The organism is Pseudomonas sp. WS 5146, from assembly GCF_012985495.1.
GTDB lineage: Bacteria > Pseudomonadota > Gammaproteobacteria > Pseudomonadales > Pseudomonadaceae > Aquipseudomonas > Aquipseudomonas edaphica.
In genome coordinates, this window is sequence record NZ_JAAQWL010000002.1 from 810,434 (window position 1) to 830,204 (window position 19,771).

The window sequence follows — 19,771 nt, forward strand, 5'->3', positions numbered from 1 at the left end:
TTAACTGTTTGGGGTTGAATAACAGACAGTTCAAGTGAGTGGCTCATGGATTTAGGGATCGATCGACAAGCCCTTGTACCGGTGGTGCAGCAAATCGTCAGCGCGGTGGCGCAATGGATACGCAAGAGCGGCGCGAGCCCCGGCACGCGCTTGCCGTCCATCCGGCAACTGGCCCTCGACAACCTGCTCAGCCAGTCCAGCGTGATCGAGGCTTTCGAGCGAATGGTGGCCCAGGGGTTGCTGGCGTCCAGGCAAGGTTCGGGATTTGTGGTCGCCCAGCCGCCTGTTTGCCTTGAAGGCCACTGGTATGAGGGTGCAGAGCTGGGCTGGGGCGCCTATGTCGATGGCCCGTTGGGCGAGTTGAAGCTGGGTTGCGGCTGGCTGCCGGACACATGGCGTGAAAGTGATGACCTGTGCTACGCGATACGGGAAATCAGCCGCACCGACACGGCCGGTCTCTTCAACTACAGCACGCCATTGGGCCTGCCAGCATTGCGCGAGCAACTGCTCAAGCGGCTGACCCAGATAAAGGTGGGCACCTGCCTGGATCGCATCCTGACCACCCATGGTGCCGGCCATGCACAGGACCTGTTGATCCGCTCATTGCTCAAGGCTGGCGATACGGTGGTGGTCGAGACGCCGGGCTACGCCAACCTCTATCGACAATTGGAGCGCCATGGCGTCACGTTGCTGGAAGTTCCGCGCACCGTGGGCGGCCCGGACATGCCAGTGCTTGAGCAACTGCTGCTACGGCATCGCCCCAAGTGCCTGTTCATCAACTGCCTCTACCACAACCCAACCGGCACCAGCCTGTGCCGCGCCGTGGCTGAACGGTTGCTGGAGCTTTCGCGACGCGATGGCTTCCTGATCATTGAAGAAGACGTCTATGGCGACCTGCAGCACGCCAGTTGCACGCGGCTGTCGGCGTTGCCCCATGATGACCGGGTGATCTACGTATCAAGCTTTTCCAAAACCCTGAGCAGTGCCTTGCGCGTGGGCTACGTCAGTGCCGGCACAGACATCGTTGCGAAAATGGCCAGCCTCAAGACCCTGACCGGTATCGGCACTTCACGGTTTGCCGAAGCAGTGGTCGCCACATTGCTGGCCAATGGCACCTACCGCAAGTGGGTGCAACGCCTGCGCAAGCGTTTGAATGCGCAAATGGCAGCCACCCTGCAGGTGCTGGAGGATGAGGAATGGCAGGTGTTTGCCGTGCCTGCTGGCGGTATGTTTGTGTGGGCGCGGCCGGGCCTGGGCGATCATTCACGGTTGCAGGCGTGCGCGCGCAGGCTTGGTGTCCTGCTGTCTTGCGGGGCGCTGTTCACTCCCCGCGGTGAGCACAGTGACTGGCTGCGCATAAATGTGGCCTATGCTGCTGATCAGCGGGCTTTGGAGTTGTTCCGTGCCATGGGGCCTGCCAGATCGACCTCAACCATTCTGAAAACGACGAGCATGTAGCTTTTTGCCATTATTGTGACGCCAACGTCTTGTGCCAATGGCGTCTCGTTGCGAATCTCGCTGCATGGCAACCAGGCTTGCTGGCATCTGCCCGTGCAAGAGGATTCAAGTGCAATGATTTCGGCCGTGCAACGACGTTTCGCCAACCTCGGTATGGCAAAAAAGCTGGGCTTGGGCTTCTTCCTGGTGCTGCTGCTGACGGCGCTGGTGGCGGCCATTGGCGTGTGGTCGCTGCAAACCATTGGCCAGCGTTTCGAAGGCCTCAATGCCATGTCCTCGCTCAACAGCGGCTTGCTCAAGGTGCGCTTGATCGAGCAGGACTACGCGTTGCACGCCGACCCCAAAGCCGTTGATGCCTTGCATGAGAGCGTCGATGCACTGGCCGCCCTGGCGGCCACGCTCAAGGCCCAGTCCGCCGCCAATGTGCTGGTGATGGGCGACGTTGAACAGGCGTTGGCCGCGTATCGCAAGGCGTTCGATGAATTTGTCGAGTTGACCCAGACCAAGGACCTGGCTTTGGAAATGGCCAGTTGGTCCGTTTCCAGCGTGGCCAATAACCTCGATGTGCTGCAAGCCGGCCTGGCCGACGATGGCGCCTATGGCCTTAAGGAAAGCCAGGGCAAGGAGGGCGCCGAGTTTATCGAACAGGCCGGGCAGGTCAGCCAGGTGTCTCGCTTGATGCTGCAAGCCATGAACGAGGCGCGGGTACGCCTGGACCAGAGCCGCAAGGCCGATGCCGACAACGCCGAACAGGGCAAGATCGAACAGGCCGACCAGGCCCTTGCGCAGGTTGAGCAGTTGAAAACCTCGGTCAAGGACGCGGGTTACCAGACCGTGCTCAATGAGGTGTCCGGGCATATTGCGGCCTTCAGCGAAAAGCTCGGTGAGTACACCGGTTTGCTGGCTCAGGAAAAAATCGTCTACAAGCAATTGCATGACCGCGCCGACCAGGTGGTCAGCTGGGTCAACCAGGCGTATGCCGCCGAAGACCAGTCGATGCAGGCGCAATTGAAGAAAAGCACGCTGCTGATCGTCGGTTCCTCGGCACTGGCGTTACTGGTGGGGCTGGTTGCAGCCTGGCTGATTACCCGCCTGATCGTGGCGCCGCTGCGCAGTGTGATCGCAGTGGCCCAGCGGATCGCCGCCGGTGACCTGAGCGGGCGGATGGAGGTCAGTCGCCGCGATGAAATTGGCCAGCTGATGCAAGCGATGCAACAGATGGGCAATGGCTTGAGCCAGATGGTCAGCGGCTTGCAGGCCGGCATAGAGCAATTGGCCAGCTCTGCGCAATCACTCTCCAGCGTCACCGAACAAACCAATCTAGAGGTCAGCAGCCAGAAGGAGGAGACCGAGCAGGTCGCCACGGCGATGAACCAGATGACCGCCACCGTGCATGACGTGGCGCGTAACGCCGAAGAAGCCGCGCAAGCGGCGCAGACCGCCGATGCCAAGGTCGACAGCGGCCAGCAGGTGGTGCGTCAGAGCCTGCAACGCATTGAGTTGCTGGCGTCCTCCAGCACCAGTGCCAGCGCCAGTATCGACAGCCTCAGTGCCGAAATCCAGCACATCGGCACGGTATTGGGGGTAATTAAAAGTGTCGCCGAACAGACCAATCTGCTGGCCCTTAACGCCGCCATCGAGGCCGCCCGTGCCGGCGAGCAAGGCCGGGGGTTTGCGGTGGTGGCCGATGAGGTGAGGGCACTGGCCAAGCGCACTCAGCAATCGACCGAGGAGATCGAGCGGTTGGTGAGTACTTTGCGCAGTGCGGCGCAGTCATCGGTGCAGCAGATTCAGCAAAGCGGCGAGCTGGTGAAACTCGCCGTCAGCGATGCGCTGGAAACCGAGAGCGCGTTGGGCAGCATCGCCGCTGCCGTGTCCCTGATCCAGCAGATGAATCAGCAGATTGCCGCCGCCGCCGAGGAACAAAGCTCGGTGGCCGAAGAGATCAATCGCAGTGTCACCAGTATTCGCGCGAGTGCCGACCAATCAGCGCTGAGCATGCAAGGCAACGCCGCGTCGAGCATTCAGCTGGCGCAGTTGGGGGCGGAGCTCAAGGGCATGGTGGGGCACTTCCGCCTTTGATCAATGAGCAAAGGCGGAGCCGTACGATCAGGCGTTGTTGGCGAGGAAGGTCAGCAGGGCTTCGTTGACGAAGTCCGGGTTTTCGCGGCTGGAGATGTGCCCGGCGTCTGGAATCAGGGTCAGGCTGCAACCGATCAACTCAGCCATTTCCCTGGATTCGACGGGTGGGCGTGGTTTGTCCTGCTCACCGCACATGATCAGGGTGGTGTCGGTGTCCAGGCGGTGCAGTTGGTCGAGGATATCGGCGCGGCTGAAGATCTGGCGGCCCAATGGCACGATGCTGTCCAGCAGGCGCTCCTTGGAGAAGGCCTGCAGTGACTGGCGGAAATCCTGGTACAGCGCCGACTCGCGGTCGATGCCTGGCCGGAAGAAGATCGGTGCGATCACATCCAGCAACGGCTCAGGGATGGCACCGGCGTCTTCGATCATCTTGAACAGCGAGAAATAATACTGACGCGTGGCCTCGGGCTCGGCGCCCAGGTAGGTGTCCATCAGCACCAGGCTGTTGATGCGCTCTGGGGCCAGTAATGCCAGGCGTGCGCCCCACATGCCGCCGACCGACAAGCCCACCAGATTGATCTGTGGGATGTCCAACTGATCCAGCAGGGCCAGGGTCTGGCGCGCCAGGTCGTCCAGGGACTGGGTTTGGGCCGGTAGCGCGCCGGATTCACCATGGCCCCAGAGCTCGGGGACGATCACGCGGTACTGTTGCGACAGGGCTTCGATTTGCGGCGCCCACATGTGGCGGTCCCACAGGTAGCTTGAGCCCAGCAGAACGACCGGGCCGGTGCCCTGGTCGACGTAGTGCAGCGGTTGTCCATCAATGACGGCGACAGGCATAGCAGGCCTCTGACTTCATGGAGTTAGGGGCACTTTTTTACGCTAGTCGGGGGCGGGGGGATAGGTGCAAAGTGATGGCACTTTGTTGTGGCGTGTTGCGTTGGGGGGCATATCCGTTATTTAGGTAACGGCGGCTTAGGAGTCCGCCCTGACAGCGGGGCACTTTTGTAAAGACCGGAATGGCGGCCCAGACAAAAGCAACCAAAAAGTCTTCGCCCCAACACTCGGCAACAGCGACAGCAACAGCAAAGCCAAACTCGGTCAACTGTGGGAGCTGGCTTGCCTGCGATGGCATCAACTCTGTGTACCTGATACACCAAGGTGTCTGCATCGCAGGCAAGCCAGCTCCCACAGCAAAGCAGCTCTTCAGTGTATGCAAATCCGCTTTTGCTTTTGATTCAACCACTCAGGTCGGCTACTAGGCCGCCGTGCTCTGCTTTTGATCTTGCTTTTGATCTGAGGCGCCCCGTCAACCATGCTGGCCCATCGCGGCGGCCCACGGATTCAAGCCTTCGTTCTGGCACACCGAGCCTAAGCGAGGTGCCGAGTGGTGGGGCGAAGACTTTTTGCTTACTTTTGGCTGGGCCGGCATTCCGGTCTTTCCAAAAGTGAGCCGCCGTCAGGGCGGAACCCTAAGTAGCCGTTACCGCAGCAACGGATATGTACCCAACCCATCCATCCACCGCGCCCGCCCCCCAACGATCAATCGTAGATAGCTTTCTTCTTCCACTCCGCATCCGCATCCACAACTTTAAGCCCTTCAGTCAACTCATTGACCTCATCTTCAGCCGGCTTGCTGTTAGTCAGTACCGTCGAATTAGCACGGGCCAATTGATTCTCAAGCAATTGCAACTGCGCGCTATAGAGCACCGGCTCTGGCTGTTTACGCAGGTACTGCACACCGCGCTCGAATGCCAGGCGTGCCTGGCCGGGTTGGTTCTGTTGCAGGGCGTGCTGGCCGAGGTTGTTGAAGAACTCGATGTGCAGCAGCACCAGGATATGACGAATTTCCTTGATCCAGTGCTTGGCCTCGTTGGTCGGCAGAAAACCATCCTGAGCCGCGCGGGTCACTTGGCCATGCAGGGCTTCAAGGAGGAAACGCACATCCTTGGCCTTGGCTTCAGTCTGGATCGGCGCCGGCGGGTTGGTCACCGGAATCGATTCGCCCTGGGCGATCAGCGCATTCAACTCAGTGATACGCGCCTTGAGTGCTGCACTGGACTTGTTGAGGTGCAACAGACGCTGGTTGACGTTCAGCTCAAGGCGGGTGAGCAGCAGCTTGAGCGCCGGGGTCATCAATTGGCCAGGAAAGGTCTCGGTGATTTCACCGCACCGACGCAGCCGATCATTGAGCTCGATCTCGGTACGTTTCTTTTCCAGCTTGTTGTTTTCCACCACGTGGTTCATGTAGCCAATGGCGATCAGTATTACGATCCCGGCTATTACCAGCAGGGTGATCATGAGTGGTGTCACCGGTGTGACCTCTTTTATAGGGTTTGCTGTGGAGTGTAGTGACTGGACCATCCGGCGGATAGGACTGTTCGACCAGTTGCCCAGGTAGTTTCTTCTATATAGGTAAGCGTTGCCGGGCGGGCTCCCTGCATAGATGCACATTGCCATCATTTGCTCGGACGAACTATAGCGCCTTGTCGGGCGCCAGAATATAGGCGTCAAAGCCCGGACGGGCAGAATGCCCGCCAAGGCCCGGAAAGCAGGGCGAAGTCATTGATTTAAATAAATTTATCCTTGGGGGTTGACGACCTTTCAATCCATCCATAGAATGCGCGCCACTTACAGCGTAAAGCACACAGCGAAACGCGGTAGGGAGTGAATGTTGTACGTGTGTCCCCTTCGTCTAGTGGCCTAGGACACCGCCCTTTCACGGCGGTAACAGGGGTTCGAGTCCCCTAGGGGACGCCATATGCGGGAATAGCTCAGTTGGTAGAGCACGACCTTGCCAAGGTCGGGGTCGCGAGTTCGAGTCTCGTTTCCCGCTCCAATTTACAAGCAATGTGGCCCTCGGGCGGCATTGAGTGAAACCAGGGCATAATCTTCGGATTTAACCTCTGGGCACTGAAATACACACCATGTGTTTCAGTTGTGTGTCCCCTTCGTCTAGTGGCCTAGGACACCGCCCTTTCACGGCGGTAACAGGGGTTCGAGTCCCCTAGGGGACGCCATTTTGCGGGAATAGCTCAGTTGGTAGAGCACGACCTTGCCAAGGTCGGGGTCGCGAGTTCGAGTCTCGTTTCCCGCTCCATATTTAACGAAAACGCCGATCAGCAATGATCGGCGTTTTTGTTTGTGCTGATTTTAATCAGCCGGGTCAGGAATCTGCGCCAGGGCATAGGCGAGAAGGAACAGGCTTATCAGGCCGCCTGCCTCGGCGTTGCTCATGTCGAATTCTTTGCGAATAAATGGCATCGCCACACCGAGGTTGGCGCGGTCGGCCGCCGCAATGGCGTAGATGACGAAAATCAAACCGGCGACCACCCAGCGATAGCGGCTGCACGCGACATGTGTAGGCCTTGTTGTGAAGTGCGTGGGAATAGTCTGTAGTTAATAGCGGGTGGGTGTGTACTGGTTCTGCTGTCTCTACTCTGGCCAGCCCCGTGTGCCTGTTCACTTCAGAGAACTGCCCAGATGTTCCAACTCGATTTTTACTCAACCCTGGTCGCCGCCTCTCTGGTGCTGCTGTTGGGGCGTTGGCTGGTCGCCCGTATCGGCTTTTTACGCGCCTACAGTATTCCGGAGCCGGTGGTCGGCGGCTTATTGGTGGCTGCGCTGCTGCTGTTGCTGCGCGCATTAACGGATATCGAGGTTCGATTCGACGCCTCATTGCAGGCCCCCTTGATGCTGGCGTTCTTTGCCACCATCGGCCTGAATGCGGACTTTGCCAGCCTGAAGAAAGGCGGGCGCATCCTCGGCATCTTCCTGCTGGTCGTGACGGCCCTGCTGGTGGTGCAAAATGCCATGGGCATTGCCCTGGCCAAGGCGCTGGGGCTCGACCCGTTGATGGGGCTGTTGGCAGGCTCCGTCACCTTGTCCGGCGGGCACGGCACTGGCGCAGCCTGGGGCGCGGTGTTCAGCGAAAAATATGGCGTGGCTTCGGCGTCCGAACTGGCGATTGCCTCGGCGACGTTTGGCTTGGTATTGGGTGGGCTGATAGGTGGCCCCGTTGCCCGCTTGCTGATCAAACGTGTGCAGGTGCCCGGCGTTGAGCTGGCGCAACCGCCCCAGCCCAAAGGCTTTGAGCAGCCCAACCAGGAACGCATGATCACCTCGTTTTCATTTATCGAGACCCTGGCGTTATTGGCGATCAGCTTGCAGGTCGGCACCTTCCTGTATGGCTTTATTAAAGGTACGGCTTTCGAATTGCCGACGTTTGTATGCGTGCTGTTTGTGGGCGTGGTGTTGCGCAACGGCTTGTCGGCGCTTGGCTGGCATCAGGTGTTTGAGCGTGAAGTGTCGCTGCTGGGCAATGTCAGCTTGTCGTTGTTCCTCGCGATTGCGCTGATGTCGCTCAAGCTCTGGGATCTGGCGGCGTTGGCCTTGCCGATAGTGATTCTGTTGGCGGCCCAGGCGTTGCTGATGGCCCTGTTTGCGATCTTTGTGACGTTCCGGGTCATGGGCCGCAACTACGACGCGGCCGTGCTGGCGGCGGGGCATTGCGGTTTTGGCTTGGGGGCCACGCCGACCGCCATTGCCAATATGCAGGCGGTCACGCAGCGCTTCGGGCCATCGCCGATTGCGTTTCTGGTGGTGCCGATGGTGGGGGCGTTTTTTATCGACATTACCAATGCGGTGGTGATCAAACTGTACCTGGCGTTGCCGTTTTTGGGGGCGGCGGGTTGAGGGGGCCTTCGAATGGTCGCCAGGCGGCGCCGTCCAGACGGATCAGTACGGCGTCGTGGCTCATGTACAGGTCGATGACTTGCTCTATTTGCACGTGGCGAAGCTTGAAGTCATGCGTGGGGGTGATTATCGCGCCATGTTTGTACAGCGTGTAAAAATGCACCTCACCCGAGAGTTGCAAGCCGGCCTCTTGCTGCGCAACTTCGAACGCTTGATCCGGTAATTGCACCTGAAAAAACGCCAGCAGAGGCCAGCGTTTTCGTTGTTCTTTGTCTGATCCGACCCCTACTGCCTCATAAGCACGACGCATCCCCAGCACCCTCTGGTGGTACTGCGCGGTGCTGGTCTGCCCGGTGATGGCCAGCGACAGTTGGCCATCCAATGCGGCCTGCGTGTAGTCGCTGTACTCATAAGCACGGTACTGCACCAGCATGCGCCCCTGCGACTCAATCAAGGTGGGACCGGCGCGGCCATCCCAGGCAGGGCTGTCGCCCAGGCCGATTTCGCTGTCTGTCAGCGGAATGACCGTGGCCGAAACATTGCGCGGTTCAAAGCTGCGGGTGGAGTCAGGTGCCACCCCTGGCCAGTAGGAGCCGAGTGCCGCACAGATGCGTGCATCCTCAGTAAACGGGCTGGCTAACTGATAACCGCACAGCATGTTCGTAAACGGAGCGTCTACCAGGCCCCGGCCCACTTCCCAGCCCGGTCCAAAGACCCCGCTGGCGAAATCCGGTAGCCAGGATTGCCGTTGAGCACGCTGCACAGGAAGGGCCAAGTCGGGTGTTGTGGAGGACTGTGGGTGGGAGACGATGGCGGTGACGCCACGGTCTTCAGGGGCGAAGTAACCACCGGCAAGGGCCTGATTGATAAAAAAACGCACGTCGGACAGTGGGTTGACCCGTGTATGCCAAACCTCTGGGCAGGGCGGCGCAGGGCAAGGGAAAACCGCCGGGTCGCTGGACCATTGCTTGAGCTCTCGTTGCCCACATAACGGAAAAAAATCCGGCGCACCGATGATGGAGTAGGCGGCGATGCTCGCCAGTTCCAGCGCAGGGCAGTGGGCCCGTACCCAGCCGTCGGCCATGGCATCCTGATAGTGCAGGGCTCGGTAGCCGCCCGCCTTGACGATGGCGTCGACATCCTGTCGCTGATTGAGGTCTTCGATCGAACCGTCGTCGCGTAGATGATGGCGCCCATGCACCAACCCGCCGGTATTTGGGGGCATCATGAACGACAGCGGACGGTCTTGGTAATAGGCCAGTTCCACCAGCGCCTCTTTGGCGTCGGGCATCAACAGCCCCGGCGCGAACTCATCGGTATTCGCCCAATGGGACAAGCCCTCGGTAATGACGAAAGGCGCATTGAGAATGTCAGGCTCTTGCCAGCCGGTATCGCGAAATCGCCTATGGATCTGTCCGATTTTTTCATTGATCTGGTGGTTTTCCAACTGCACAGTCAGGTCCATTCCGGCCAGGCACTCGTTGCCATCGAACACTTTGTGCAGGGGCACCCAGAACTCCAGATCCTCATCGATAGGTTGAGCATCCATTGGGCCAAACCGCGCCGGTTGGCCGGTGTGCCGGGCAGCGATGAACGCGCCGTAGCGCGCCGGTATCACCCGCATCTGGTTTGGCTGGCCCTCGACAAAGGGCAAAAAACCTCTTTGCTGCGGGTTATAGAGCGCGTCCGCCGTGCCGACCCGGGCCACCCCGGTACGCGAGAAACACAGGTCCGCCTGGCGCCTGTGCACAGTTTCGGCGTAGGGCCGGTATTCATACGCGAACACTGCAATCGCCAGTTGCGCCTCACCGGCCAGTTGCTGCAAAGCCTCCAGGGTCGGGGGAGCGGCGCCGTAGACATAATTGAGGACGTGCTCGATTTCAGCGGCTGTGGGGAAGGCCGTGAGCGTTTTACCCTGGACCGCGGTGACCACATTGGGCGAGGCGAAGGCATGAAACAGCAGGCTGTCGGCCGGGTGCCCAGGCTCTATACCGCGTGTGGCATCAGCGGAAAAATCCTCAAAGCCTGGCTGGGTGCGATCAATCTGCACAGGCCTGGCGAGTTCCTCACGCAGGCTTGTCGAGGTGATGTCCAGGCCGTGGTGCAGCAACAGGTCATGCCATCCTGCTGAGGCCAGGCGTGTGCAAGCGCGTTCTACATCGCTGATCAAGGACATCACGCCCCCTCCGATAGAAACCAGGGGAAAGGGTAAGCAAAGGGGGCATGCGCGGTAACTGACCGAACGGCTAGGTTACCGCCCGGGGGCTTCTTGAGGATGGCGAGTGATCGCGCGCCTAACTCAGCGTGTAAACGTCCTGTTTAGGCATGAAAAAACGCGAAAAGAGTTCGGACTGCGATTTGATGTTGAGCTTGGTGTAGATATTGCGCCGGTGCACCTTGATGGTTTCTGTCGACAGCGCCAGTTTGCCGGCGATTTCTTTATTGGAAAAACCACTGAGCAGCAACTTGAGCACGTCCTTCTCGCGCGTGGTGATCTGTGTGCCCAACTGCACAATGGCTTCGGACCAGGGCGGCGGCTCACTGAGGTTTTTTTCTTCATCGACTTCAAAACACATGCGTTGATGCATCAATGCCATGACCCACGGCTTGATGATATCCAGTGTGGTGATCTGTTCCGGGGTGTAGCGCGTGTTACTGCCAAATGAAATACACAGGGTTCGATCCGCGTCGAGCTGGACGTTGTACTGCACCTCATCGACGGACACGTACCGGGCGAAATACTGATGGTAGTACTCGGTGGTCAGGAAGTGCTCGGGTGCAATGTCTGACAGATGGAAAAAACCGCTCTGCGGGTTTTCACGGTTGGCAATGTAAAACGGGTCCAGCAGGTAAAGGCCTTTTACATACAGTTGCGTCAGGGCGTCGACTTCGTCGGCATCGGCTACCTCGGTCACGCTGACGACGTTGACTTGCTGGTTGCTGAACACCAGGACCACCCAATTGTCGATCTGCACGTACTCATTCAGGACGCGAACCAGCGAGCTCCAGAAAGCTGGGCGGTTCAGCTCCATGATGAGTTTGCCGGCTGACCGGTGCCAGGCGAGGTTGTGAAGGTCGAGTGACATGGACTACCCCTTTAGGGTTAGGGATTCAGGCGAATGAGCTAAGTATTTGTAGGTATTTACTATTCGACGACGCCGGGTATATTCACCCACCAGCGTTGATGGCCATGAAGGCCTGTCGTTTTTGACAAGGATAGTTATATGAATAAATCACATTTGCGAGCCATTTTTTTAGCCTCGCTTGTCTGTGTCGGGGCCAGCACGCCCGCAGCGGCGGCAGAACCCCGGGTTAACCTGTACAACTGGTTCGGGTTGATCGCTCCCGAGACACCGAAGGAATTCGAGCAAAAAACCGGCACCAAGATGCACATCGATACCTTCGACAGTGCCGAGGTCATGCAAAGCAAGGCCATGGCCGGGCGCACGGGGTATGACGTCGTCGTCGCCACCTCCAACGTGTTGCCAAGCCTGATCCAGGCGGGTGTGCTGGCCCCGCTGGATCGCAGCCAACTGAGCAACTATGCGCATATCGACCCGGAAATGCTGGCCTTGCTCGCCACTAATGATCCGGGTAACCAATACGCGATTCCGTACCTGTGGGGCACCACCGGCATTGGTTATGACGTGGATAAGGTCAAGGCGGCACTGGGTGATAACGCCCCGGTGGACAGCTGGGACTTGATCTTCAAAGAAGAAAACATCAGCAAGCTCAAGTCCTGCGGCGTGGCGATGCTCGACTCGCCGAGTGAAATCATCTCCATCGCCTTGCATTACCTCGGCCTGCCGAGCAACAGCCAGAACCCTGAGGATTACCAGAAGGCCCAGGCGCTGCTGCTGAAAATCCGCCCTTATGTTCTCTACTTCGACTCCTCCAGAACCGACGCCGACTTTGCCGATGGCAATATCTGCGTGGTCGTGGGTTGGGCGAGCGGGGCGCTGACGGCCCAGGGCATCAATGAGAAAAACCACACTGGCCGCAAGATTGCCTACAGCTTGCCGCGCGAGGGTGGGCTGGTCTGGTCGGAAAACTTTGTGTTGCTCAAGGATGCGCCCAACGCCAAGGCCGGCTTGGCGTTTATCAATTACATGCTTGAGCCCGAGGTGATTGCCAAGAGCTCCAATCACACGCTGTACCCGAATGCCAACAAGGACGCCACCGCGCTGGTTGAGCAGAAGTTGCGCGATAACCCGTGGATTTATCCGTCCAAAGCCACCATCGCCACGCTGGTGCCGCTTGAGCCGTTGCCCTTGAAGCTGGAGCGTATCCGTACACGTGTGTGGACCAAGGTGAAGAGCGGTACGTGACTGGCTGAGTGAGGCCCGAGTGCTTTCGCATAGATCCCAGAGAGGGAGATAAATCATGGCCCGACGTGATGACCCGTGCGATGTGAAATCGGACGATTATCAGGCGTACAAGGAGATTGAGGAGCAGATCGGTCACTGTACGCCGGAGCAGGCCTGGGCCATGTATTACGTCTCGACCGGGATGGTGCGTGAACACGTTACGCGGGCGGTCATGGAGCATATCGGCAGGGGTAATCGGGCGCTGCTGCTGGAGTTTCCTGAGTTGGCGCGGGTGCAAGAGCGGTCTCGATTGATGCTTCCTCTTTGAGGGTGGTGCTTTTTCAGGTCTTTTGAGGCGGTCTTAGGGGCGGTGGTTTTGAGTGTATATCCGTTGCTGCGGTAACGGCTTCTATTGGTTCCGCTCTTACAGCGGGTCACTTTTGGCAAACGCCCCAAAAGTAACCAAAAGGTCTTCGCCCCACCACTCGGTGCCTCGCCTAGGCTCGGCATGCCCTCACTCCGGCTTGAATCCGTGGGCCGCCGCGATGGGCCATCCTTGGCCCAGCGCGGCTAACCCGGCGTCCTGCCGGGTTACCCACGGATTCAAGCCTGCGTTCGGCCATCGTGGTTAACGGGGCGCCTCAGATCAAAAGCAAGATCAAGATCAAAAGCAGAGCACGGCGGCCTGAAAGCCGACCTGAGTGGTTGAATCAAAAGCGAAAAGCGAAAAGCGGATTTGCATACACCTGGGATCTGCTTTTCTGTGGGAGCTGGCTTGCCTGCGATGCAGACACCTCGGTGTGTCAGGTACACAGAGTTGATGCCATCGCAGGCAAGCCAGCTCCCACATTAGACCGAGTATGGCTCTGCTGTTGCTGTTGCTCTGGCCCTTACATCCTTTTCGATGACGAAGTCAGCGGTCTTTTGATCTGCGCTTTTGATCTTGATCTGAAATCGCCCCCCAAATCACTGGCGGATTGCGGGCATGCCGAGCCATAGCGAGGCACCGAGTGTTGGGGCGAGGACCTTTTGGTTACTTTTGACTGGGCCGGCATTCCGGTCCTTGCAAAAGTGACCCGCTGTAAGAGCGGAACCATAAGCCGCCGTTACCGCAGCAACGGATATGTACTCAACAACCATCCCCCCACACAGAGCGTTCGGCCTGTGTTCAACACGTCTTCATGGCCCGCGCCAAGCGCAACGTACCCTGGCGTATCTCATCCCGATTGAGCGAAGCAAACCCCAGGCGCAACGCGTTCTCCGCCAAGCCCTCAGGCGAAAACTGACGCGCACTGCGCACCACAACTCCCTGGCCCAGGGCATCCTCCACTAACCGGTCAACATTCGTCTCATCCTGGAAACGCACCCACAGCGCCAGCCCGCCCTCGGGCGTACGCACCTGCATACGCTCGCCGAACGCCTCGTGCAGACAGCTCTGCAACACTTCGCGCCGCGCGGCGTATTCTTTCGAAACACGGCGCAAGTGCTTCTTCAATTCACCCTCATTGATCAGGTCCGCCAACATTTTCTGCGCGACGGCATCGGTGTCGCCCACCACCAGTGCGGCGCTTTTTTGCAGCACTTCAGTCACATGGGCAGGCGCCACCACATAGCTGCACCGGAACGTCGATCCCAATGCCTTTGAAAGCGAGCCGATGTAGATCACATGGCGTTGCGAGCTGTCACTGGCCAGCGGCAAATAGGGCCGCCCGTTAAAGTGATACTCGTGGTCGTAGTCTTCTTCGATCACGCAAAAATCATGCAGCGCCGCCAAGGCCAGCAGCTGTTGCCGACGTGCCGCATGCAGGCTTACGGTGGTGGGGAATTGATGGTGCGGGGTGAGATAGATCATGCGCACTTTATGCGTTTGGCAGAGCTGCTCGATATGGTCGGTGCGGCAGCCCTCATCGTCCATGTCGACCGTGATCAAACGCGCACCGAGTTTGCGGAAAATCTCCCACGCCGGCGGGTAACTCAGGCGCTCCACCAACACCACGTCACCGGGCTGGATCAGCAGGCTGGCCGTGAGGTACAGCGACACCTGGGTGCCTGGCGTCAGGCAGATATTCTCGGCGCTGATCATCAGCCCGCGATTGTTGCGCAGCATGTCGGCCAGCGCGCAGCGCAGGTAATAGCCGGTGCCTTCGCTGCCGTAGCGCACTGTGTTGGTGGTAAAGCTGCTGCGCAAGGCGTTGCGGTAGTAACGATGCAGCACGGCTTGCGGCAGCAAGCGGTGATCGCACGCGCCGTTATCGAAAAACAACGCGTCATGCCGGTGCTCCAGGGCAATCACCTGGGCGTTCTGGGCGAAGTAGGGCACGACCGCCTGTGGCACCAGCGCCGGGGCGAAAGACGGTTGCGAGCGACTGGGCACGGGCTTGGGCGCCAGTTGCGCATTGACGAAGGTGCCACGGCGCGGCTCGCTGATCAGCCAGCCTTTGGTCATGGCCTCTTCGTAGGCCAGGATCACGGTTTTGCGGTTGACGTCGAGCAGGTGCGCCATCTCCCGAGTGCCCGGCAGCAGCGTGCCGGGCGGCAGCCGCCCTTCGAGGATGGCCGCGACGAGGCCTTCGGCAATCTTGCGATAGGAGGCTTGGCTTGAACCGTCATCAAGTTTGAGCAAGGGGCGCCACTTACGCATCTGGACCATCTGAAGTATCCAAAACTGGAGGTTTTAATGGGCCTAGTCTAGCGCAACAATCAGGCCTCACTTACTCCGAGGTCTTTATGAACACACGCCATGTAATCGAACTCTCTCCCTCGGGTAAAACCTTTGAAGCCGGTGATGAGCTGTTGCTGGACGCGATGCTCGCCAGCGGTTTGTCAGTGCCGTTCTCGTGCCGACGCGGTGCCTGTGGGTCGTGCAAGGTGGTGGTCACCCAAGGTGAATACCGCGCCAAGCAACTGGCCCCCGGCGCACCCGCGCCGAGCTACCCGCTGGCGGCCAATGAAATGCTGCTGTGCCAAAGCCATGCCTGCGCCGACATGCGCCTGGAAATTCCCGGCTGGTCGCTGGACACGCCCGCGCTGGTCGTCGAGTCGACAGTGCTGAGCAAGCGCGCACTGAGCCCCGACATCATCGAGTTGGTGGTGATGCCGGATATGCCATTGGCCGTGCGGGCAGGCCAGTACCTCAAGGTCCGCCTGGTCGATGGCGATTCGCGGTGCTTCTCGATCGCCAACTTGCCGGCCGACGGCGATGGGCGGCTGGTGTTTCAGATTCGCCAGGTGAGCGGCGGGTTGTTTTCCGAGACCCTGCTGGGCAGCCTTGAGGCCGGCGACCTGTTGCCGCTGGAAGGGCCTTTTGGTGCCTGCACCTGGCAGGACGATGACGCTGCGCCGGTCGTCCTGTTTGCCACCGGCACCGGCTATGCGGGTATCAAGCCGATCTTGCTGACCGCCTTGAAGCGTGATGTGGAGGTGACGTTTTACTGGGGCGGCGCGCAAGCAGCAGATTTTTACGACCGCGCATTCCTGGACCAGGCGGTCATCGACCACCCGCGTTTCCACTGGCACCCAGTATTGGCCTCGCAGGGCAAGGTGCAGGAAGTCGCGCTAGGCCACGGGCACCGTTGGGAAGCCGCTCAGGTGTATGCCTGCGGTAATGGCGGCATGATCAGCCAGACGCGTGCCAAGTGCCTGGAAGCAGGTTTACCGAGCCATCGGTTTATCGCCGAAGCCTTTGTGCCCAGCGGCCAGTCGAGCGCCGACGCGCTGCTCAAGACCCTGGATGACACCTGGGAAAAGGTCGGCCCGAGGTATTCGCTGGACGGCATGCTCGCCGCTCGTGAAAAAACCATCCGCGCCCTGGCAGCGATTGCCAGCCAGCTCAAGGTCGGCATGACCACCGGGGAAGCCCTCGACATGGCCGCCGAGCAGTTGCAGGCCATGGGCGCCTCCCACACCTGGCACCCGACGTACATCCGTTTTGGCGACGACACGGTTCGCCCACCGAGAGAAGGCATTGACCCACTGCGCCCGCTGCGTGCCAGCGATATCGTGGTGGTCGACCTCGGCCCGGTGTGGGACGGCTACGAGGGCGACTATGGCGACACCTTCGTCTTCGGCGAGTCAGCGCTGCACCGCGATTGTTTCAAGGCCGTGCATGAAGTGTTCGATGAAACCCGCGAGGCCTGGAAGCGTGGCATGACCGGCTGTGAACTCTATGACTTTGCCGAAGAACGGGCCGTTTCCAAGGGCTGGCGGCTGTCGCGAAACCTGGCCGGCCACCGTATTGCGGATTTTCCCCACGCACTGTTCGGCACCACGGAATTGGCCGAGCTTGAGATCACACCGAGTGAAATGGTGTGGGTGCTGGAGATCCAGCTCTGCCACCCCACCGAGCCGGTTGGTGGGTTCTTTGAGGATATCCTGATGCTTGAAGCTTGAAGCTTGAAGCTTGAAGGGCTGAGGCACTCTAGGTGTTATGTAGGAGGTTTCCCGAGTTTCCCTGAACTATATGGGCGCAGTCGGCTCATACAGCCATTGCCAATCACGGCAATTATTTCTGTGCGATAGGGACATCACCTGTGAAATATGCAATCTGCGCCACCTTGCTGCTGTCACTGAGCGGCTGCCTGACCATGTCGGGTGAATACACCGTGACGGCTCAGGACGCCTCCGGCGCCCCGTTAACCAGGCTCGGCACCTTCACCGCCGAGGGCCATAACATTTACCCCATACGCAATGCGTTCTGCCTCAATGCGCCGGGGGCGACGGTCATCATTCGCGATGCCCGGACCGGCGAGGAACTGCGCAGCGAAAGCCCTTATCACTGCCGTTAAGCCTCAAAAAAAGGATTTCCATGAGAGCGTTTCTGATAGCAGGCCTGGCCGTGGCCGTGAGTGGCTGCGGCAATATTTCCAATATCCGTGCTTACAACACGGCCTATGTTGAACCCACATCCGGGGATACCGCACTTTTGCGTGTAATCACCAATGGCATGGCGCGCGGCGTGCCGGGCCGTGATTGCATCGACTGGCGTGTGCCTGGCGCCGGGGTGATGGCCGTGTCCGAATCCGGCTTTGCGGGTCAGAATAATGGCCGCAGCCTGGGCATGCCCGAGAGCAACCGCCGGGTGGAGGCGCAAGGCTCGGCGCGTAGCGAACTGAAGGTGCCGGCGAACAAGCCTTTTGCCATGAACTTCCAGAGTGAGGGCTATGTTTCTGGCGGCAATTCCTACAGCTGCAGGCAGAGCTTTCACTTCACCCCCAAGGCCGGGCAAGATTACGAACTGATCCTGCTGGACGGTGGCCAGTGCCTGATTGCATTGCAGCGCCTGAACCCGACGGGAAAACCGGAGAACGTGCCGGTAGAGAAGGCCAAGCTGTGCAATGCGATGGATATGTTTTAGGCCGCAAGCCAGACCTGTTTAATCACAACGCCGATCAATGTTGATCGGCGTTGTGGTTTTTACCTGCGCTTATCAGAGCTTCGGCAGTTGCCCCACACGGCCGATCATTTCCGTGACGATCTGCAGGTCCAACAGGAACTGCTCGACGGTCTTGAACTCACCGTCGGTGTGCCCGGTGTACTTCACGTCCGGCTTCGCCAGGCCGAATTGCACGCCATTGGGCAGCTCATGCACGGAGGTCGCGCCGGCTGAGGTGCCGAACTTGTGCTCCATGCCGAGGTTTTCGCTGGCCACGGCCAACAGCGCTTTGACCCACTCACCTTCAGGGTTGCGATACATCGGTTCTGCCACCGAGTAAGTGACGTCCATGGCCACTTTGGTGTGTTTGTCCCAGGCGCTGATTTTCTCTTCGATCTCGGCCTTGAGTTTTTCCGGCGACTTGCCCTTGGGAATGCGCAAGTTCACCGCCAGTTTGAAGGCTTTGGCGTCTTGGCCAACAAAGGTCAGCGAAGTGGTCAGCGGCCCCATGAATGCATCGGAGAAGCCCACGCCCAACTTGCCGCCCAGGTAATCCAGGCCCCAGTTGTCGGCGGCATATTTTGCGGCGTCGGTGATGTGGTTGTGCTTAAGGGCGATCTTGCCGTCGACGCTGTGGATCAGCTCCAGCATGCGTGCGACCGGGTTCACGCCGGTTTCCGGCTCGGACGAGTGCGCGGACACACCAGTGACCGTCAGCTTGACCTCTTTGCCCACCACCTTGGCCGCCACGGTGAAGTCAGCGCCATTATTTTTGGCGTATTCATCGCCGGCTTTTTGCAGGTTGGCCGCCAGCTCCGCAGGCTTGTCGCTGAGCAGAGTGGCCACCGACACCGAAGGAATCTGATTGGTGGCCGCGCCGCCGGTCATGGCGATGATTTCTGCGCCTTTGCCGTCACCTTTGCGCACCGGGAAGCTTGCCATGACGGTGCCGTAGCCTTTTTCGGCAATCACCACCGGGTAGCCGCCATCCAGCGCCAGGTTGTATTGCGGCGTCGGGTTATGCTCGAAGTAGTAAGGAATGGCGTCTCCGGACGTTTCCTCGGTGGTGTCCACCAGCAGCTTGAAGTTGCGCGCCAGTGGCAGCTTTTCTTCCTTGATGACCTTCATCGCATACATCGTCACCACGATGCCGTTCTTGTCATCCTCGGTGCCACGGCCGTACATGCGGTCGCCGATCAGGGTGACTTTGAACGGGTCGAGCCTGGTGCCGTCCTTGAGCACCCAGTTTTCCGGGGTCACTGGCACCACGTCGGCGTGGGCGTGAATGCCGACCACTTCATCGCCGCTGCCTTCCAGGGAGATTTCATACACGCGGTTGTCGACGTTACGGAAGTTCAGGTTGAAGGCTTTGGCCAGGCCCTGGATCTTGTCGGCGATCTTGAGGAATTCCGGGTTCTTGTGCTGCGGCAGGCCGTCGATGTTGAAGGTTGGGATCTCGACCAGCTCGCGCAGGGTTTCCAGGGCGGCCTTGCCGTACTTCACGCGGGTATAAATCCCCAGCAGGCGATTGATTTCGTTCTGCTGGTCGGCGCTCAGGGGTTTGTTGGCGAGGAAGGCTTCGATGGCCGGGCCGACGTCGTCGGTTTTTCCCAGGTCGCCCTTGGCCAGGGTGCCGAGGAAACCACGGAAATCGGTGGTTGGGGTTTCACCAAAGTGCTTGATGATGGCTGTGCTTTGTTCGACGCTGATATTGGCGGACGCAGGCGTGGCGACGGCCGCAAAGCTGGCGACGAACAGGGTGGCAGCCACCAGTTTCTTGAGTGGAAAGTGCATGGTTAGAGGCATTCCTTTGCAGGCGGTGAGTAAGAGGTTTCTGATCGATCTGTCAGAAACATTT

14 protein-coding genes, 4 tRNA genes and 2 pseudogenes are annotated in these 19,771 nt (G+C 59.4%); 13 read left to right on the forward strand and 7 right to left on the reverse strand.

Going from position 1 to position 19,771, the window contains the following annotated elements; translation table 11 throughout:
* Window positions 1-45: 45 nt before the first annotated feature.
* The 3 genes and pseudogenes from HBO41_RS08385 (at window position 46) to HBO41_RS29795 (ending at window position 3,540) form a co-directional block, all read left to right on the forward strand.
* Window positions 46-1,458, forward strand: coding sequence for a PLP-dependent aminotransferase family protein (locus HBO41_RS08385; protein ID WP_017134452.1), 1,413 nt, complete (start codon window positions 46-48; stop codon window positions 1,456-1,458).
* 996 nt (window positions 1,459-2,454) lie between these two features.
* Window positions 2,455-2,682 (forward strand): annotated as a pseudogene (locus HBO41_RS29790) (HAMP domain-containing protein); the annotation flags it as partial.
* Between the two features lie 15 nt (window positions 2,683-2,697).
* The gene (locus HBO41_RS29795) at window positions 2,698-3,540 is read left to right on the forward strand and encodes a methyl-accepting chemotaxis protein (RefSeq protein WP_371920520.1); all 843 of its coding nucleotides are present in this window, start codon (window positions 2,698-2,700) and stop codon (window positions 3,538-3,540) included.
* Window positions 3,541-3,567: 27 nt separating this feature from the next.
* On the opposite strand, the gene HBO41_RS08395 is transcribed toward HBO41_RS29795, so the two are convergent.
* Window positions 3,568-4,380, reverse strand: a complete 813-nt coding sequence (locus HBO41_RS08395) for an alpha/beta fold hydrolase (RefSeq protein WP_169985763.1) — start codon at window positions 4,378-4,380, stop codon at window positions 3,568-3,570.
* A 702-nt stretch (window positions 4,381-5,082) separates the two neighbouring features.
* Complete coding sequence (locus HBO41_RS08400; RefSeq protein WP_080593750.1) at window positions 5,083-5,841, reverse strand: hypothetical protein; 759 nt, start codon at window positions 5,839-5,841, stop codon at window positions 5,083-5,085.
* 383 nt (window positions 5,842-6,224) lie between these two features.
* On the opposite strand from HBO41_RS08400, the gene HBO41_RS08405 reads away from it, so the two are divergent.
* The 4 genes from HBO41_RS08405 to HBO41_RS08420 all read left to right on the forward strand — a co-directional run bounded on the left by HBO41_RS08405 (window position 6,225) and on the right by HBO41_RS08420 (window position 6,640).
* Window positions 6,225-6,300 (forward strand) — tRNA-Glu (locus HBO41_RS08405).
* A gap of 3 nt (window positions 6,301-6,303) precedes the next feature.
* Window positions 6,304-6,379, forward strand: a tRNA-Gly gene (locus tag HBO41_RS08410).
* Window positions 6,380-6,484: 105 nt separating this feature from the next.
* Window positions 6,485-6,560, forward strand: a tRNA-Glu gene (locus tag HBO41_RS08415).
* A gap of 4 nt (window positions 6,561-6,564) precedes the next feature.
* A tRNA-Gly gene (locus tag HBO41_RS08420) sits at window positions 6,565-6,640 on the forward strand.
* Window positions 6,641-6,708: 68 nt separating this feature from the next.
* Here HBO41_RS08420 and HBO41_RS08425 read toward each other — a convergent pair.
* Window positions 6,709-6,930 (reverse strand): annotated as a pseudogene (locus HBO41_RS08425) (hypothetical protein); the annotation flags it as partial.
* Between the two features lie 93 nt (window positions 6,931-7,023).
* Here HBO41_RS08425 and gltS point away from each other — a divergent pair.
* Window positions 7,024-8,235: a sodium/glutamate symporter gene (gene gltS, locus HBO41_RS08430; protein ID WP_099547845.1), complete on the forward strand. Its 1,212-nt coding sequence runs from the start codon at window positions 7,024-7,026 to the stop codon at window positions 8,233-8,235.
* Here gltS and HBO41_RS08435 read toward each other — a convergent pair.
* Window positions 8,192-10,411, reverse strand: a complete 2,220-nt coding sequence (locus HBO41_RS08435) for a hypothetical protein (RefSeq protein WP_169985765.1) — start codon at window positions 10,409-10,411, stop codon at window positions 8,192-8,194. The genes gltS and HBO41_RS08435 overlap by 44 nt on opposite strands.
* Window positions 10,412-10,529: 118 nt before the next feature.
* On the reverse strand, window positions 10,530-11,321 hold the full coding sequence (locus HBO41_RS08440) for a response regulator transcription factor (protein ID WP_099547847.1): 792 nt from the start codon (window positions 11,319-11,321) through the stop codon (window positions 10,530-10,532).
* 138 nt (window positions 11,322-11,459) lie between these two features.
* On the opposite strand from HBO41_RS08440, the gene HBO41_RS08445 reads away from it, so the two are divergent.
* Entirely contained in the window at window positions 11,460-12,563 is a 1,104-nt protein-coding gene (locus tag HBO41_RS08445) for a polyamine ABC transporter substrate-binding protein (RefSeq protein ID WP_169985767.1), read from the forward strand.
* Between the two features lie 55 nt (window positions 12,564-12,618).
* Window positions 12,619-12,870: a hypothetical protein gene (locus HBO41_RS08450; protein WP_017136288.1), complete on the forward strand. Its 252-nt coding sequence runs from the start codon at window positions 12,619-12,621 to the stop codon at window positions 12,868-12,870.
* Window positions 12,871-13,710: 840 nt separating this feature from the next.
* Here HBO41_RS08450 and HBO41_RS08455 read toward each other — a convergent pair.
* A complete protein-coding gene (locus HBO41_RS08455; RefSeq protein WP_169985770.1) occupies window positions 13,711-15,192 on the reverse strand; it encodes a PLP-dependent aminotransferase family protein in 1,482 nt (493 codons plus the stop codon).
* Window positions 15,193-15,269: 77 nt separating this feature from the next.
* Here HBO41_RS08455 and HBO41_RS08460 point away from each other — a divergent pair, with 77 nt between their 5' ends.
* The 3 genes from HBO41_RS08460 (at window position 15,270) to HBO41_RS08470 (ending at window position 17,895) form a co-directional block, all read left to right on the forward strand.
* Window positions 15,270-16,931 carry an NAD(P)H dependent flavin oxidoreductase family protein gene (locus tag HBO41_RS08460; protein ID WP_169985772.1) on the forward strand — a complete coding sequence of 554 codons (1,662 nt, stop codon included), beginning with the start codon at window positions 15,270-15,272 and terminating at the stop codon, window positions 16,929-16,931.
* A 140-nt stretch (window positions 16,932-17,071) separates the two neighbouring features.
* Window positions 17,072-17,326, forward strand: coding sequence for a hypothetical protein (locus tag HBO41_RS08465; protein WP_017136409.1), 255 nt, complete (start codon window positions 17,072-17,074; stop codon window positions 17,324-17,326).
* Between the two features lie 20 nt (window positions 17,327-17,346).
* Window positions 17,347-17,895, forward strand: a complete 549-nt coding sequence (locus HBO41_RS08470; RefSeq protein WP_169985774.1) for a hypothetical protein — start codon at window positions 17,347-17,349, stop codon at window positions 17,893-17,895.
* 72 nt (window positions 17,896-17,967) lie between these two features.
* On the opposite strand, the gene HBO41_RS08475 is transcribed toward HBO41_RS08470, so the two are convergent.
* The gene (locus tag HBO41_RS08475) at window positions 17,968-19,707 is read right to left on the reverse strand and encodes a dipeptidase (RefSeq protein ID WP_169985776.1); all 1,740 of its coding nucleotides are present in this window, start codon (window positions 19,705-19,707) and stop codon (window positions 17,968-17,970) included.
* Between the last annotated feature and the right edge of the window lie 64 nt (window positions 19,708-19,771).

What these genes read in the sequence shown, in the direction of transcription:
- HBO41_RS08385 (WP_017134452.1), top strand. Translation starts at nt 46, where the DNA reads ATGGATTTAGGGATCGATCGACAAGCCCTTGTACCGGTGGTGCAGCAA.
- HBO41_RS29795 (WP_371920520.1), top strand. Translation starts at nt 2,698, where the DNA reads ATGGTCAGCGGCTTGCAGGCCGGCATAGAGCAATTGGCCAGCTCTGCG.
- HBO41_RS08395 (WP_169985763.1), bottom strand. Translation starts at nt 4,380, where the DNA reads ATGCCTGTCGCCGTCATTGATGGACAACCGCTGCACTACGTCGACCAG.
- HBO41_RS08400 (WP_080593750.1), bottom strand. Translation starts at nt 5,841, where the DNA reads ATGATCACCCTGCTGGTAATAGCCGGGATCGTAATACTGATCGCCATT.
- gltS (WP_099547845.1), top strand. Translation starts at nt 7,024, where the DNA reads ATGTTCCAACTCGATTTTTACTCAACCCTGGTCGCCGCCTCTCTGGTG.
- HBO41_RS08435 (WP_169985765.1), bottom strand. Translation starts at nt 10,411, where the DNA reads ATGTCCTTGATCAGCGATGTAGAACGCGCTTGCACACGCCTGGCCTCA.
- HBO41_RS08440 (WP_099547847.1), bottom strand. Translation starts at nt 11,321, where the DNA reads ATGTCACTCGACCTTCACAACCTCGCCTGGCACCGGTCAGCCGGCAAA.
- HBO41_RS08445 (WP_169985767.1), top strand. Translation starts at nt 11,460, where the DNA reads ATGAATAAATCACATTTGCGAGCCATTTTTTTAGCCTCGCTTGTCTGT.
- HBO41_RS08450 (WP_017136288.1), top strand. Translation starts at nt 12,619, where the DNA reads ATGGCCCGACGTGATGACCCGTGCGATGTGAAATCGGACGATTATCAG.
- HBO41_RS08455 (WP_169985770.1), bottom strand. Translation starts at nt 15,192, where the DNA reads ATGGTCCAGATGCGTAAGTGGCGCCCCTTGCTCAAACTTGATGACGGT.
- HBO41_RS08460 (WP_169985772.1), top strand. Translation starts at nt 15,270, where the DNA reads ATGAACACACGCCATGTAATCGAACTCTCTCCCTCGGGTAAAACCTTT.
- HBO41_RS08470 (WP_169985774.1), top strand. Translation starts at nt 17,347, where the DNA reads ATGAGAGCGTTTCTGATAGCAGGCCTGGCCGTGGCCGTGAGTGGCTGC.
- HBO41_RS08475 (WP_169985776.1), bottom strand. Translation starts at nt 19,707, where the DNA reads ATGCACTTTCCACTCAAGAAACTGGTGGCTGCCACCCTGTTCGTCGCC.